The sequence below is a fragment of the Candidatus Binataceae bacterium genome, assembly GCA_035650475.1.
Taxonomy (GTDB): domain Bacteria; phylum Desulfobacterota; class Binatia; order Binatales; family Binataceae; genus JAKAVN01.
Map to the genome: position 1 here is coordinate 25,426 of DASRHP010000017.1, position 15,135 is coordinate 40,560.

At 65.6% G+C, this 15,135-nt stretch carries 14 protein-coding genes; 6 read left to right on the forward strand and 8 right to left on the reverse strand.

What is annotated here, in order from left to right:
• Positions 1-276 precede the first annotated feature (276 nt).
• The gene (locus tag VFB33_17790; protein HZO83548.1) at positions 277-1,803 is read right to left on the reverse strand and encodes an alkaline phosphatase family protein; all 1,527 of its coding nucleotides are present in this window, start codon (positions 1,801-1,803) and stop codon (positions 277-279) included.
• A 285-nt stretch (positions 1,804-2,088) separates the two neighbouring features.
• Between VFB33_17790 and VFB33_17795 the strand changes: the two genes are divergently transcribed.
• A complete protein-coding gene (locus VFB33_17795) occupies positions 2,089-3,153 on the forward strand; it encodes a dihydrodipicolinate synthase family protein (protein HZO83549.1) in 1,065 nt (354 codons plus the stop codon).
• Positions 3,154-3,164: 11 nt separating this feature from the next.
• Here the strand turns inward: VFB33_17795 and VFB33_17800 are convergent, their stop codons facing one another.
• Genes VFB33_17800 through VFB33_17815 form a run of 4 tightly spaced genes read right to left on the reverse strand, consistent with a single transcriptional unit; the run spans position 3,165 to position 9,007 of the window.
• Complete coding sequence (locus tag VFB33_17800) at positions 3,165-3,920, reverse strand: SDR family oxidoreductase (protein HZO83550.1); 756 nt, start codon at positions 3,918-3,920, stop codon at positions 3,165-3,167.
• A 33-nt stretch (positions 3,921-3,953) separates the two neighbouring features.
• Positions 3,954-5,057, reverse strand: coding sequence for an LLM class flavin-dependent oxidoreductase (locus tag VFB33_17805; protein HZO83551.1), 1,104 nt, complete (start codon positions 5,055-5,057; stop codon positions 3,954-3,956).
• 25 nt (positions 5,058-5,082) lie between these two features.
• Positions 5,083-6,912, reverse strand: a complete 1,830-nt coding sequence (locus VFB33_17810; GenBank protein ID HZO83552.1) for a hydantoinase B/oxoprolinase family protein — start codon at positions 6,910-6,912, stop codon at positions 5,083-5,085.
• On the reverse strand, positions 6,905-9,007 hold the full coding sequence (locus tag VFB33_17815; protein HZO83553.1) for a hydantoinase/oxoprolinase family protein: 2,103 nt from the start codon (positions 9,005-9,007) through the stop codon (positions 6,905-6,907). The genes VFB33_17810 and VFB33_17815 overlap by 8 nt, the downstream gene beginning before the upstream one ends.
• Before the next feature lie 155 nt (positions 9,008-9,162).
• Here VFB33_17815 and VFB33_17820 point away from each other — a divergent pair, with 155 nt between their 5' ends.
• Entirely contained in the window at positions 9,163-9,939 is a 777-nt protein-coding gene (locus VFB33_17820) for an N-acyl homoserine lactonase family protein (GenBank protein HZO83554.1), read from the forward strand.
• Positions 9,940-9,954: 15 nt separating this feature from the next.
• Positions 9,955-10,458, forward strand: coding sequence for a zinc ribbon domain-containing protein (locus tag VFB33_17825; protein HZO83555.1), 504 nt, complete (start codon positions 9,955-9,957; stop codon positions 10,456-10,458).
• A 68-nt stretch (positions 10,459-10,526) separates the two neighbouring features.
• Here VFB33_17825 and VFB33_17830 read toward each other — a convergent pair whose 3' ends face one another.
• From VFB33_17830 to VFB33_17840, 3 genes are all read right to left on the reverse strand, one after another.
• A complete protein-coding gene (locus VFB33_17830; protein ID HZO83556.1) occupies positions 10,527-11,027 on the reverse strand; it encodes a hypothetical protein in 501 nt (166 codons plus the stop codon).
• Between the two features lie 61 nt (positions 11,028-11,088).
• The gene (locus VFB33_17835; GenBank protein HZO83557.1) at positions 11,089-11,586 is read right to left on the reverse strand and encodes a hypothetical protein; all 498 of its coding nucleotides are present in this window, start codon (positions 11,584-11,586) and stop codon (positions 11,089-11,091) included.
• A 56-nt stretch (positions 11,587-11,642) separates the two neighbouring features.
• Positions 11,643-12,689, reverse strand: a complete 1,047-nt coding sequence (locus tag VFB33_17840) for an LLM class flavin-dependent oxidoreductase (protein HZO83558.1) — start codon at positions 12,687-12,689, stop codon at positions 11,643-11,645.
• Positions 12,690-12,930: 241 nt separating this feature from the next.
• Here VFB33_17840 and VFB33_17845 point away from each other — a divergent pair, with 241 nt between their 5' ends.
• From VFB33_17845 to VFB33_17855, 3 genes are all read left to right on the forward strand, one after another.
• Entirely contained in the window at positions 12,931-13,251 is a 321-nt protein-coding gene (locus tag VFB33_17845) for a muconolactone Delta-isomerase family protein (protein HZO83559.1), read from the forward strand.
• A 133-nt stretch (positions 13,252-13,384) separates the two neighbouring features.
• Positions 13,385-14,443, forward strand: a complete 1,059-nt coding sequence (locus VFB33_17850; protein HZO83560.1) for an LLM class flavin-dependent oxidoreductase — start codon at positions 13,385-13,387, stop codon at positions 14,441-14,443.
• A gap of 6 nt (positions 14,444-14,449) precedes the next feature.
• Complete coding sequence (locus VFB33_17855) at positions 14,450-14,893, forward strand: hypothetical protein (protein HZO83561.1); 444 nt, start codon at positions 14,450-14,452, stop codon at positions 14,891-14,893.
• Positions 14,894-15,135: the final 242 nt, after the last annotated feature.

The following is a 15,135-nucleotide window of genomic DNA, read 5'->3' on the forward strand; positions in this document are numbered from 1 at the left end:
CTCGCTGCATAGCCGGCCTCGCAGGAAGAGGAGGCGACGCGCGGTGACAGGGGGAGCACATCCGCTGCGGGGAGGTCGAGCCTGGGGGGAGAAGCCCGTCCTCACCCCGCAGGGATGTTCGAACCGCGCGATGCGGTTCGTCGAGAAGGGGGTCGCAACGCTCGTGCCAGCGTCGCTTTTGGAATTCGCTCCCTGAATCCTGCGCTATTTTTCGTGGCACTGGCTGCGCGGAGGGCAAAGATTACCCACCGGTGGCGGAGAGCGTGAAATGCTTACTCAGCGCCCGAGCAGCGCCAGCACCAGCGGCGCCAGGTCCATTTGCGACGGCGGCCCCGCGTCCGCGTCCTGGATGTCGAGCACGATGTGACGCAGGACTTCGCCCGGCAGCTCCTCGGAGGCAAGGATCAGCGGGACATGGCTATCGTCAGCGTTTGCGCTGCCGTGCCACGAGTAGTGAGTGGCCGCCGCAAAATAGTATCTGCCGCCCACCGCAATGGCAGTGCTGGCTTTTGCAAGCAGCACGATATCGCCGGCCAGGTAGCCGTACGGTCCCTCGCCCAGCCACTCCATCCGTTGTTTGAGATCCACGAGGTCGGGCCGCGGATGTCGTTTTAGATAATAGTCAACCGATACGAGCCTGCGGCCGTCGAAGATCCGAAACGGCGCGGTGCCTGAATTGCGGGCGAAGATCAGATCGATCGTGCCTTTCGCCTGCGGCGCGAGGTCGCCATCCTGGTTCGCCCGGTACAGGGCACGCACCGCGTGCATCACGTCAGCCTTGAAGCGCGGCCGCCGCTCCCAGTCACAGATTTCGCCCTTGGCGACGCAGGTCGAGCGATCGGCGAGATAGACGTAGGCCATGAAGCCCTGCGACGCGACCACCGCCTGATAATCCTGTTCTTCCGCGCTCAGCGTCAACGCGGCCTTGCGCAAGCGAAAGCCGGCGGCGCGCAGGACCGCGAACGGCGACCCCGGATCGTCCGGACCCCGCCGATGGCTGTCGTCGTCCTCCACAGGCGTATGGCCGTGGTCCGCGATGAAAATGACATAGGTGAGCGGCAGGATTCCGAGTTTCCGGTACGCGCCGAGCACCTCGCCCACGGCCTTGTCGGTGTAGTCCTCGATGTAGCCGACCTGGGCCTTGAGCGGGTCGGCCGCGGCGTGCGTGTAGAGATCGATCCCGGGAAAATAGACGACCTGCAAGCGCGGCACGCCATGCTCATTGATTGCATCGAGCAGCTTGCTCGTGGAGTCGAGGTCGAGCGTTTTGCTGACGCTCTTGAGCGCGCCCTCGCCACCGAGCGTTCCCGTGACCAGGCTGCCGACCAGGTCCGTGAAAGCGGTGGGGCTCACCGTCGTAAAGAGGTTGGCGCCGCGGTAAACCATCAGCATCGAGACGTAGGCGCGCCGGCGCAACTGCTCGTATACGGTCGGGACTTTGAGCAGCTTCCCGATGAGGTCGTCGTCGAGCATCGCGCTGAAGTCGCCGGTGTCGGTCACGGTGACAGGGACCGGCGCGTAAAAGCGCTTGGTCTGGCGGTCGAACCACTCGTCGCCCGGGACGCCGTCGAGCGCGGGCGGCTTGCCGGTGAAGCTCGCGCTCCAGTCGGCGACCGTGCTCGACGGCAGGACGTTGATCACGTGCGGGGCGGCGAAGCCGTGCTCGAAGACGCCGTTGCTCTTTTCCTTGCCGAGCAGGCCCGCGATGTGCGGAGCTTTACCGGAGCGGATCGCCTCCATCAGCTGGTCGTAGCCCGCGCCGTCGAGACAGAACACGATGACCCGCGGGGTCTGCTTCGGCACAGGATGCGCAATGAGCTTGGGGCGAAGCGGACGCTCTCCCTGGCTGACCACGGTGTGGGCGATAAAGCTGCATGAGGCGCAGAGGATAATGGCGCCGAGTACAAATGGGATGCGAGTCAGGCGGCGTGCGGGTGGACGCGAGGGTGCAATGGATGGCTGGCGCACAGTTTTCCGGTTATAGGCGATCGATCAAATCGCACTCAAGCGAAGGATAAATCGTGCTCAGGCGACCGTGCGGCTGGACGGCCGCGAGCCGGGCCGCTACGGTCAAAGCGGAGACACTATATGAAGACCGACGACGCGCGGTTTGGCGACCAGCGCCAACATCTGATGCGTACGCTATTCCCGCACGGAATTCCTACGCTGTGGTGCCCTGCGCTTACCCACTTCGATGACGACGGCGCCATCGACCGGCCGCGGATGCGCGCGCATCTTGGCTTCATGCGTCGATGGGTGCGCGGCTTTCTGATTCCCGGGAGCACCGGCGAAGGTTGGGAAATGTCCGACGCCGAAGCGGATCGCCTGCTCGATTTCATGATTGAGGAGGTTCGCGCCGTCGGCGCGCACCTGCTCATCGGCATCCTTAAGGCCGATGCCAGCCACGCGGTCGCGAGAATCAGGAACCTCGTGGCGCGGCTGATGAGGCGCACTGGATGCGCCGACGCTCTGGAGAGCCTCAGGCGCGCCGCGGTGTGCGGGTTCACGATTTGTCCGCCGACGGGAAAGGATCTGAGCCAGCGCGAAACCCAGAGCGCGCTCGAATCGGTGCTCGCGCTGGGGTTCCCGGTCTCGCTCTATCAGCTCCCGCAGATCACGCGAAACGAGATGTCGTCGGAGACAGTCGCCGCCCTCGCCAATCGCTTTCCCAACTTTTACCTGTTCAAGGACACCAGCGGCGCGGACCGCGTGGCGGTCTCGGGCTTTCGCAGCGTGTTTCTCGTTCGCGGCGCGGAGGGCGACTACGCACGCCACCTCACCGAGGGTGGCGGCCGCTACGACGGCTTTCTGCTGAGTACCGCCAACTGTTTCGGCCGCGAGCTCAGCGCGATCATCGACGCCCTTCGCGCCGGAAATCGAAGCGAAGCGCAGGCGTTATCGCAAAGACTGACCGCGGTCTGCAGCGAGGTATTCGAAGTTGCGGCGACGGTCGGCGCAGGCAATCCGTTCACCAACGCGAATAAGGCGATCGACCACTTCTTCGCCCACGGCCCGTCCGCGGCCGCCGTCGCTCCTTCGCGCCTTCATTCGGGCAAGCGCCTGCCGCGCGAATTGATCGAAGCGGCGGGCGCGGCGCTCGACCGCCACGGCCTGATGCCCGCGCGCGGCTACCTTGGCGACCATGTGGGCTGAAGCGGCGCCGATCAAAATGCGGTCCAGCCGCCGTCCACTGTCACTACGCTGCCCGTCATGAAGCTCGACTCGTCGCTGGCGAGGAAGACCGCCAGCGCCACGATCTCCTCCGGCTGTCCCAGCCGGCGCATCATGTGACGCTCGGCGAGCGCGCTCAAGATGCGCTCGCGGTCAGGCAGGTCGCGCACGAAGTTGCGCGGCATCGGCGTGTCGATGACGCCTGGACAGATCGCATTAACCCGGATTCTGCGCGGACTCAGGTCCAGTGCCATCCCACGCGTCAACATCGCGAGTCCGCCCTTGGCCGCACCGTAGGCGGTCATGTTTTCAAGTGCAACCAGGCCGCCGATCGACGAGATGTTGATTATCGAGGCGCCCTGCCCCATCGCGGGCACCACACGCTGGCTGAGGAAATATACCGACTTGAGATCGACGTTGTGGATGCGATCCCACTCCTCGGGTGTGGTTTCCATAAACGGCTTGCCCAGGATCACGCCGTGATTGTTATAGAGGACATCCACCTTTCCGCCGAACGCGGCGAGCGCCGCATCGACGATCGTGCGGATACCGGCCATTGAGGCTACGTCGGCCGCAACGTAAGTGATCGCGCCCGAGGACGCGAGCGCCTCGACCTCGGCCTTCGCGCCAGCGTCCAGATCGGTCGCCAGTACGCGCGCGCCCTCGGCCGCGAACATCCGGCAGGCGACGCGCCCCTGTCCGCCGGCGGCGCCTGTGATGATCGCACGCTTGCCCTTTAGACGCTCCATCGCGTAGCTCCTCGCCCGCTCCTGCGGCGGGTGTTAGCGCCTGAGCCCGGCCTGCTTCAGCAGCGGCATCACGGCCCGCTCGAAATACGCCAGCTCCTCATGGTAGTCGAGGAATCCAAGGATCACGCCCTCGACTCCGATCGCGCTGATTTTGCACAACTCATCCACGACCTGCTCCGGAGTGCCGACCAGCGGATAGCCGCCCCATCCGAGGATGAAGCGCTCGCCGAAGTGCTTGATATGCTCCTGGAAGGAGCCGCTTTCGATGCCGAGCACCTTCATGATATTGGTCGCGGCGCCCCAGTCGCCTTTCTCGAGGATTTCGCGGCGCACCTCCTGCGCCTCGCGCTCGGTATCGCGGCAGATCATCATCGCGTACATCATGATGCCGATTTCGCGACCGTAGCCGTGGGCGCGGCGATGGAGATCGGCAACCAGTTCCTTGCCGCGCTCTATCGTATCGAGGGTCAGGAAGTTGAAATCGACCTCGCGCACCGAAAATTCGATCCCCGCGGGCGAGAAGCCAGCGTTGACCAGCACCGGCCACGGCTTCTGGAGCGGCTTGGGATGCGCCTGGCCCTGGCGGATATGAAAATATCTGCCGTCGAAGTCGAACGGCGATTCCTCCGTCCACAGCCGCTTGACCGCGCCCAACCACTCGGCGCCGTAGGCGTAGCGCTCGTCGTGCTCGCGCTGGGGCGCGCCGAACATTTCCATCTCCGGCGTGAACCACCCCATCACGATGTTCAGGCCGAAGCGGCCGTTGGAGATGTGGTCGACGGTGACGCACTGCTTGGCGGCGACGATCGGATGGACGGTTGGCACGTGCGAGGTTGAAAACACCATGATGCGCTCGGTGGCGGCGGCGAGCGCGGCGGCCCAGGTGTAGGTTTCGAAGCAGATGCCGTTGAAATCGGTGGTGCCGCCGAAGCCGCGCCAACGCGCGATCGGCACCAGCATCTCGAAGCCGATCGCCTCGGCGCGCCGCGCGATCGCGAGCGTATGCTCCCAGGTTGCGCGATAGGTGGTCGGCGCGTGCGACACCGTCAGCCCGTTGCTGCAATTGGTGCCGAAGAGCCCCAGCTTGAGCTTCTGGTCGTTGTACAGCGGGCAGTTCGGGCGTTCGATTTGGGCCATCGTATAGTCCCGCGCGCTTGCGCGCTCATGCGCGCCGCTCCCCGCGCAGCGCGGCGCGCCAGCGGGCGGTTGCTTCGCGATCCACCGCCAGCGATTCGTCGTCAATCCGTCCGGTGAAGACGACGCCGTAGGTCTGCCGCGCCTTCTCCATCGAGACCCATCCTTCGAGCACGTCGGCGCGTACCAGCTCCGGGTCGCGCTCGAGCGGGCTACCGTAGCCGCCGCCTCCGGTATCCACTCCGACGATGTATTCGCCGGGCTGGATCTGCTCGGCCGAAACCGCGGGCAGCGGATGCTCGCTGCCTTCGCGGTCGAGCTTGGCGGCATACGAAGCCTGCCCGGGATGGCCGCCGAGCACGCCTTTGGGCGGATAGTGATGGCCGTCGAGCGGATAGGCAACCATCATCGTATCGCGCCGCGGCCCGTAAACCACGCGCGCGCCGGGCGCCCCACGAAAGCGCCCTGCGCCGCCGCTGTCGGTGAGCAGGCGAACACTCTTGTAAACGATCGGATATTTCTGTTCGTCGATCTCGACGCTGTCGCGGTACATCAGGCCGGCTACCACGGGCAGACCGTAATTGATCCAGCCGTCGTTATGTGGGGTGCCGGGGCCGCCGTTGGCGCCCATGAAAAGCTGATTGACGTAGGGCGCGCCTGTACGCCGAAAGTCGCCCCCCGAGATAACGCCGTAGCCCGGGCCCATCCCGAGACCGCCCTCGGCAAGTCCGTAGCCGGGGCCGAGCTGCGCGAAGGCGGCCTGCGTGATGTTGACCAGGCGGTCGCCGATGTTGGTCGTCGCAACCGAACACGAGGTCGGAAAGCGCGGGATGCCGACTACGCAGTTCTCGCGCAGGTGGACGGTGATGCGGCGGAAGCTGCCCGCGTTGTGCGGCACCCCGGGATCGATCGAATTGAATATCCCGGTGACCACGTTGTTGATCGCGCAGGTCTTCGACTCGTTGAGCCCGCACGGCACGCAGTCGATATTGTCGCGCAGATCGATCTCGACCCGCCCCTCGGCTGCGTCGATTGTGACTTTGACCTTCAGCGGCACGCCGTCGGGCACGGCCGGGAACGGATCGTGGGCGCCGACGCCGACGAAGCTCGCCGAGGGAAGCGCGCTCAGCGCATGCGCCATCCGCCGTTCGGAGTAGTCAAACCATTCGCGCACGAAGCGCGCGATGAGCGGCTTGCCGAAACGCGCCACCAGCTCCTTGAGCCGGCGCTCGCCGATCCGCGCCGCCCCGAGCATCGCCAGGTAGTCGCCGTACCATTGCTCAGCGACGCGGATACGCCGGCGGCACATCCGAATGATGTCCTCGATGTCGTGAAAGTTGCGCTGAATCCGCACGCAGGGAAAGTTCAGCGCGCCCTCCTCGTAAACGTCGCCGGCAAACGGCATGTAGGTGGTTGGCAGGCTGTTGCCGCAGTCCGCCTGATGGGCCTTGGCGCAACAGGTGAAGAGATGCTCGCCGTCGACGAAGACCGGGACCAGGATCGTATGGTCGGCGCTGTGGGTATTGCCGAGATAGACGTCGTTGTGCAGAAACGCGTCGCCCTCGGCGAGGTCCGGATGCAAATTGCACATCGCCTCGGTCAGGAACTGCGAGCCGAAGACGTGGACCGGCAAGCCCTCGGCCGAGGCGAGCAGCTGGTTGTCGCCGGTGACCAGTGAGCAGGAGAAATCGCGCGCCATGTTGAGCACGGCGGAGCGCCCCGAGCGCAGCAGCGTATTGGTCATCTCGCGGCAGACGCTGTCCAGGCGGTTGGCGATCACCGCCAGCAGCGCCGGGTCGAGCGCCGCGACGGAATCGCCGTCGATCGGCGCGTCCAGGGCTTTCGTAGATTCAGGCATCGCCAACCTCGAGCAGATAGTTATGCAATTCGGTAACTCGCGCGCGGCTGCCCGGATAGACGACGATCGTAGTCGTTGGCTCATCGACAATCGCCGGCCCGTCGATCGTCATCCCGGGCGCAAGCCGGTCGCCGTGATAGCGCGGGGTCTCCATCTCGCCGCGTCCGGCAAAGAACGCGGGGCGGCGCATCCTGGGCACCGGCAGAGCGGCTGCGCGCGCCGGCGCCTTGGTAAGCGGCGGGCCCTCGAGCTCGGCGCTCAGTCTGCCGCGCCAGTAAATGCATTCGAGCTGCTGGCCAGGCTCTTTGACCGCGAAGACGCGGTCGTGCTCGCGATGGAACGCCTCGATCAGCGCGTCGAGGTCGGCCGGGCCGTCGAATCCCCCCTTGGCCAGTGCGACGTCGAGCTCCCATACCTGGTAAGGGTAGCGCGCCTCGACGAAATATTCGCGCCGGAAACGGCGCAGCCCGCGCTCGCGCAATTCGGATTCGAAACGATCCATCTCGGCCGTAATTCCAGCCAGCACGCGGTTCACCTCGGCGTAGGGAAAGTCACCGGTATAGGCGAATTTGCTCTGGGTGAATTCGGCCACGATGTCGGAGTACTGGCCGCCACACGCGCTGAGCGCGCCGGCGGTGCGCGGCACCAGCACTTGGCGGCATCCAAGCTCGCGCGCGATCGGCAGGATGTTCAGCCCGGCCGCACCGCCGCCCGCGACCAGCAGGCTCTCGCGCGGGTCGATGCCCTGGTTGATCGTGATATCCTTTATCGCGCTGACCATGTGGTCGCCCGCGATCTGCATGATCGCGCGCGCGGCGTCCTTGACGCTGCCGCCGATCCGCGACGCGATCGTGCCCACGGCGGTCTCGGCCGCGCGCGCGTCGAGCCGCATCCGGCCGTCCAGGAAGTATTCCGGATCGAGGTAACCGAGCACGAGCGCCGCGTCGGTGACCGTGGGATGGACGCCGCCCGCGCCGTAGCATGCGGGGCCGGGCTCGGCGCGTGCGCTCTGAGGGCCGACGCGCAGCATCCCGCCCGGATCGATCCACGCGATTGAGCCGCCGCCAGCGCCGATGCTCCTGACGTCGACCGACGCCATCCCGGTGATATGCCCGATGAACGGCGGCCCAAGCCATGTCTCGCGGGTGAACTTGATCATCCCGCCGTGCACCAGGCTGACGTCGAAACTGGTGCCGCCGGTGTCGCACACGATGAGGTCGCGGCGGCCGGCTTCAGCCTCGGCATACGTGCGCCCGGCCACCGGCGCCATCGCCGGCCCTGACTTGACGAGATAGATCGGACGTTGAACCACGTCGCCCACGTGCATCACGCCACCGAACGAGGTCGCAACCAAGAGCTGGCCCTTGAAGCCGGCCGCGCGCAAGTCCTTTTCCATGCCGCGCAGATGGTTCTGCATCAGCGGCTTGAGCGAGGCGTCAATCGCCGTCGCCGACGCGCGCCGGTATTCGCGGATTATCGGATTGAGCTGATGCGAGAGCGTGTAGGGGACGCCGGGCAGCTCGCTCTCAATAAGCCGGCCGAGCGCGAGCTCGTGGGCCGGATTGGCGGGCGACCACAGCAGGCATACCGCAACCGCCTCGACCCGGCGCGCATCGACCCGGCGCAGAACCTCGCGCGCCTGCGCCTCATCGAGCGGGATCACCACGCCGCCTTCGGAGTCGACGCGCTCGCGGATCTCAAAGGTCAGCCGGCGCGCTATATAGGGCTCCGCCGGGGGATAGGCGAGGTTAAACGGGTCGAGCTTACCGCCCTCGCGCAGCACGAGGACGTCGGGAAAGCCCTCAGTGACCAGAAACGCGGTGCGCGCGGTGGCGCGCTCGATGATCGCGTTGGTGGCGTGCGTGGTGCCGTAGATGAGCAGGTCAGTCGCGGCGAGCAGGTCGCCCATGCCGCGTCCGAGCTGCTCGGCCGTCATCTTGAGCGCGCCCTCGATACCCCCGAAGATGCGGCCGTAAGTGGTAGGCGACTTGCCGAGCACGAGGTTGCCCTGCTCGTCGGCCAGCACGAGGTCGGTGAACGTGCCCCCGGTGTCAATCGCGATGCGATAGCCCACGCGGTCCTCCCCGTCGCGCATCACGATTTAGCAGAAGCGCAGGCCGGCGCAAACGGGAAAATGCCGGCGCCTTGGGACGGTGCGCTGAGCGGCTTTCCTTGACAGTTCGAGAGCCGCCGATCTAGGGTTTGCCGGCTATTTCCGCATCAAACACCCAACCGAGGGGAGAAGAAATTATGGCCGAAGGCAAAGCGAAGAAAATGTGGGCGCTCCCCGGCGCTCAGCTCACCGCGCCCGCGTCGCTCCTGATGCACGGCGGCGACAACACCTTGCTCGACCTCCCGTGCCCCTCCTTCCTGATCGAGCATCCCAAAGGCCTGGTGCTCTTCGACACCGGGTGTAACGCCAAGATCATCGACGACGCGGTCGGCTACTGGGGCGAGGTCGCCAAGGCACTGCCGATCAAGTGGAGTAAGTCCGACACGCTCGACAAGCAGGTCGAAGGGGTGGGCTACAAGCCGTCCGACGTGAAGTACGTCATCCTTTCGCACTCGCACCTCGACCATTCCGGCGGCCTGACCTACTTTCCCAAGGCCAAGTTCCTGGTCGGAGCGCGCGAGCTGCAATACGCCTACTGGCCCGACCCAGACCGCCGCTGGGCCTTCATCCTCAACGACTTCATCCCAACCCGCGCCTACGACTGGCTGGAGCTCGACCACGACCTCGACCTGTTCGGCGACGGCGCGCTGCAATTTCTCTACACGCCGGGCCATACGCCGGGCGAATGCTCGCTGCTGGTGAACCTGCCCAACCGCAAGTTCATCCTGACCGGCGACACCGTGCATCTGCGCGCCGCGCTCAATCAGGAGGCGACGATGCCGATCGACACCGACCCGATCCAGGCGACGCTTTCGCTCAAGCGGGTCAAGGCGATCCGCGACATGCAGGGCGCAACCGTGTGGATCACGCACGACCCCGACGACTGGAAGGAACATCCGCACCGGGTCGAGTAGCGCGGAACTTCGGCGGTGCCGCTTTACGAGTGCAGATGCGAGCGGTGCGAGCTGACCTTTGAGGTGCTCGCACCGCTCAGCGCTTCGCGGATGCGCTCGCGGCCGTGTCCGGAGTGCGGGCGTCCCGCGCGGCGCATCATCTCGGCCGTCAGCTTTGCGTTGGGCGGCGCGCGCGCGTCCGAATCGGATGGCGCGCCGTCGCGTGATCGCTCACGTCCCGACGTAACCAAGCTGAAGGTGCCGCCGAGCGCACGGCTGTGCTGGATGGACGACCGGTCGGCGGCGCGGCTGGCCGCCTACAAGCACGGGCGCGGCGCGGAGTACGACGACGTGGTGGCGGCGCGCGAGGAGAAGCGCAAGCAGCGCGGCGAGCCGCAGCCGGCGGCCCACGCGCACAGTCATTCGCACTCGCCGCTCAGCGACCCGGTGGTGTTCAAGCATCGGGCCGAGGCCGCCGCACGCAGGGCCAAGGTCGCCGAGTCGAAGGACGTCGCACGCCGTCCGCTTAAGCCCGCCTGAGTTTTCCGCGGCGCGGGCGAAGGCTCGCACCGTCCGCCTCTGCCACCCGACACCCCGACCGGAGCTGACTAATTGGCGCCGGCCGCCGCGCTCTGGGGATTCTGGCCGCCGGTGTAGATGATCGCGATCCCGCTTAGGTAGTGGCCGGCGTGCCCCTGCTCGCCCACCTGCGGCAGATGATAGCGCTCGGATACGTTGGCTCCGGCCCGTTCTTCGCCGAGCGTCGTGTGCGGTCCAGGTGCATAGCCCGGTACCATCGGGCCCAGCTCCTGATCGCGATCGGCGGTAAGCACGATAGCGTCGGCGCCCGTCTGACATGCCTTGCGCTTGAGTATTGCAAGCACGTCGGAATCCTTGACGCCCTCGTCACCCCAGGCATCAACGATCGCGATCTGCTGATGGGCGGCGTCGGGCATTGCATGCAGCACGGGCATAGGGCAATCGGGCGCCTTGGCCGGGCGCAAGTAGCCGCTCATCGGGCTGACGATTGCCTCTGGCGGCGGAGGCGCGGTCGCGCCGCATCCCAAGCCCGACGCGGTGGTCGCCAGCATCAGCGCGCCGAGGGCCACACCGGACAGCCCTGTACGTGCGCCTAACAAACGTCCGAAAGACACAACGGCTCCCCAAATTTCACGATCGCTTTTCCGGAGAGGCACCTGTTGGCGGCGAAGCCGGCGAACCCTTCAGCTCGAACGTCCCTTGGTCCACCACGCTTCCCCCCATGTAGCAGGTATATTCGCCGTCGGCTACCGGAGGGTAAAACTCATCCATGAGAAAGGTACACCAACTTGTGTCCTCCATCGAGACAGTGAAGCCGCGGGCAGTGGTCTGGCCTTTGACCCATCCGCGCTGGACGTTGTTGCGGCAGGTCGCGTTGAAGGGCGCGCATCGGTAAGTGCCCTTGAGCTTCTCGCCGTCGCGCTGCATGTCAAAGCTGATACGCACCTTGGCGGCATCGAAACTGCTGGTTGAAGTTCCCTTCCAGATGCCGGTGAACTCTGCCAAAGGATTGGGCGCGTCGGGCGCCGCGGGCGGAGTCGAACGCACCCCGCCCGCAGTAGAACACGCCCCGGCCGCGAGCATCGCCATCAGTGTCGACGCGGTCGCGACCGCAAGCCTCGAAGTCATCGCATGCCGCATATCCCCCCCTTCTCGCCCGCGCCAAAACCACGAACCGTTCGGGCCTACGACTTGCGGAAGCTCGGCAGGACCTCCTCGCCGAGGCGCTGGATGCATTCCTGGACCGCTTTGGGCGACGGGCCGAGCGGCACCCGGATACGCAGGATGAGCCAGTCGACACCGCCCATCACGTTGTTCCAGCGGTCGAGCGCCTCCAGCCAGTCGTCGCGCGTGCCGAGAACAACATGGCCGGTGCCGCGGATTTTCTCGATCGTGAAGTCGCTCTCCGAGTTGAAATCCTCAGTCGGCGCGAGCATCCCCCACTTAAAGTAGAACTTGCATTCTTCCAGCCACAGCCGGCCGAACGTCCGCTCCGCCTCTTCCATGCTCGATGCAAGCCAGCCGTCGCGCAACAGCACGATACTGGGACGTTTTCCGGCCTTCTCGGCCGCCTCGCGATAGATTGAGACCTGCGCCTTGACGTTCTCGACTCGGTCGAAAAACGGCGCGGCCGACCAGGCGTCGCCCATCCGTCCGGCACGCGCGATCGACTTGGGACCGAAGGCGCCGATCCATAGCGGTGGACGCGGCCGCTGGTAGGGCTTGGGCGTGACGTGGATGGCGTCAAAGTGAAAATACTTGCCGTGGTGGGCGAAGGGGCCAATAGTCGTCCACGCCTTGTTCAGGATGTCGAGCGTCTCCTCAAACCGCCCCTCGCGCTGCTTTATCGGCACGCCGAAATGGCTGAAGTAATCCGGATGGTAGCCGACGCCGACGCCGAGGATGAGCCTGCCGCGTGAAAGCACGTCGATAAGCGCCGTCGACTGAGCCAAGTGAACCGGGTTGTACAGCGGCGGCATCAGGATGTCCGTGCCGATACGGACGCGATTGGTGCGCGCCGCGATCGCCGCCAAGAGCGGGAGCGGGCTCGGAAACATGCATTCTGTGCGGGCGTGGCGCTCGGGAACGAAGACACCGTCGAAGCGGCTGCGCTCGGCCGTCGCCGCCTCGTCGAGCAGTTGTGCGGCAAAGTCCGCCGAACGCTCGGGGCTCGGCTCCGGCTGCCCGTAGGGCCCTCCATGCGTGTCCGGCATGTACCCGAATGAAATCATGGTCGCCTCCATGGGGCGCGCCGTGGATCATGTGGCGGCGCGCGCACAGGGCGTTGTAACCGAACCGCCGCCCAATTGAAACCCCGCGACGCATGCCGATGTTCCGGGCGGCCGCGACGCGAAGCCGGCCAGATCTTTTCCGCGCGCTCTGCTGACGCGAGGATGGCTCCGAGGCTTCCGCCAGCCGCGTATTCGCGCTAGTGATCTGTGGCTAATCCAAACCGAACACGGAGGCTGTGTCATGTTGTTCATGTTGAAAGCGTACATCTCGAAACCGGCGAACGTGTCCAACAAGGAGTTCTACGGCGTGTGGGTCCAGGAGGCCGAGGCCGCACTGGGAGCGGTCAAGGCAGGCGCGATCAAGGGCATCTGGAAGGTGGCCGGCCGGCCCGAGGTAATCGCCGTGCTCGACGTGCCGAGCGCCGACGACCTCGATCGTGCGATGCTTCAGCTGCCGATTTGGCGGCTTGGCTACTCGCACATCGCGACCAACCTCGAGATAACGCCGCTGAGGCCGTACGAGAACTGGGCCGAGGATTTGAAGGAGCTCGCCAAGGGCTAAGCGGGCAACCTACTCCGCGAACGCCGCGTCCGGTACGGCGCGGAGCGTATCAGGGCTGCGCGCCGCCGATTCGTGCCGGACGGGCCGGACGCGGCCGCGGAGTCCCGATAACTTCGACAAGGAATACACCATCATGGACTTCGGATTCACCCTGTTCTTCCGCAACCCGCCGCCGGCGAAAATGTCGTTTGCCGAGCTCTACCGCAAGGAGATCGACCTTGCCGTCGCCGCCGAGGATCTCGGCTACGACACCATCTGGCTGACCGAGCATCACTTCGTCGACGACGGCTATTCACCTTCGCTGCTACCGATCGCCGCCGCGATTGCCACCCGCACCCGCCGCGTTCGTATCGGCACCTTCGTCCTGCTGCTGCCGCTGCACAATGCGCTGCGCGTCGCTGAAGACGCCGCCACCGTGGACATCATCTCCAACGGCCGGCTCGACCTCGGGCTCGGGCAGGGTTACCGCGTGCCGGAGTTCGTCGGCTTCAACATTCCGCGCAAGGAGCGCGGTCCGCGCCTGGAGGAAGGTGCCGAGGTCATCCGACGCGCGTGGACCGAGAAAAACCTCAGCTTCGAGGGCAGGTTCAACAAGCTGACCAATGTGACCGTGGTGCCCGGCCCGGTGCAGAAGCCGCATCCCCCCATGTGGATGGCGGCGCGCGGACCGAAGTCCATCGCGCGCGCCGCGCGCAACGGATATCATTTCATGGGCACAGGCGGCGTCGACCAGCAGCAGATGTACGACGCCGCGCTGGTCGAATGCGGCCGCAAGCCGGAGGATTTCAACATCGCCCAGCTACGGACGATCTTCGTGGCGTCGCGCCGCGACAAGGCGTGGGACGACGCGGAGGCCGGCGCGCACTACATGATGAGCTGCTACGGCAAGTGGTTCGTCGAGGCCAACGACCTGCCCGGCGACCAGGCCTACGGCGTGAACATCCCGCCCGTGGGCAAGTTGCGCAGCTCGGAAACCGCCGCGCTTTTCGGCGAGCCGCTGATCATCGGCACGCCCGACGAAGCGATTCGGATGATCGAAGACTATCAGCGGCGCACCCGCTTCACCCATCTGGTGACTGCGACGGCGTTGCCTGGAGTTGACCATCGCAAGGTGCGCCGCAGCATGGAATTGTTTGCCAAGGAGGTCATGCCGCATTTCCGGCGCAGAGCGCGCAAGGCGGCGAAGAAGTAGAGCGTGATGCGACATTCGGTGCGTTCGGGGGCGGCGCTGCTCATCGCCGCCCTGCTTTTCAGCGCCTGCCAGAGCGTGGTCCAGGCCGAACAGAAGCGGGAGCAGATCCAGAGACACCTCAACATCGTGGTCGATCGCCAGCGCATCTTCGTGACGACCGGCGACTTGAAAGAGGAGTACAGCAAGCTCGGTGACCTCAGCTACACCGAGCCGCTCACCGCCGACAGCATCGACAGCACCCACATCAATGAGAAGCTGCGAAGGATGGCGATCGCAAAGTGGGGCGACCAGGTCGATGCGATTATCCGCGTCAGCAGCAAGCCCGACGCAGACGCCACCACCCTGACCGCCTCAGGCGAGGCGGTCAGCGTAAAGGGCGACTGCGCATTCTGCCGCCACGGCTATCAGAAATCGTTTGTGCCGCCGAGCGAACAACAGGGGCCCGACTGATAGCCCGGCGCGAAGAGAAGACGGCATCAGCGCGCCCCCGCAACAGATAGTTTCCGCCCCGCCGGATCGATCGATGGTCCGGCGGGGCGGATTCGTTACGGCTAGCGATGGACCTGTTCGAGGTTGCTGGCGTCGAAAATCTTCGTCGCCTCAGGTCCTTTCACGTTGGGGAAGCCACCCGGCACGATCCAGATGGTCCCGCGGTTGTTCTGCACGTCGATGACCTGGATCGACTGGAACTC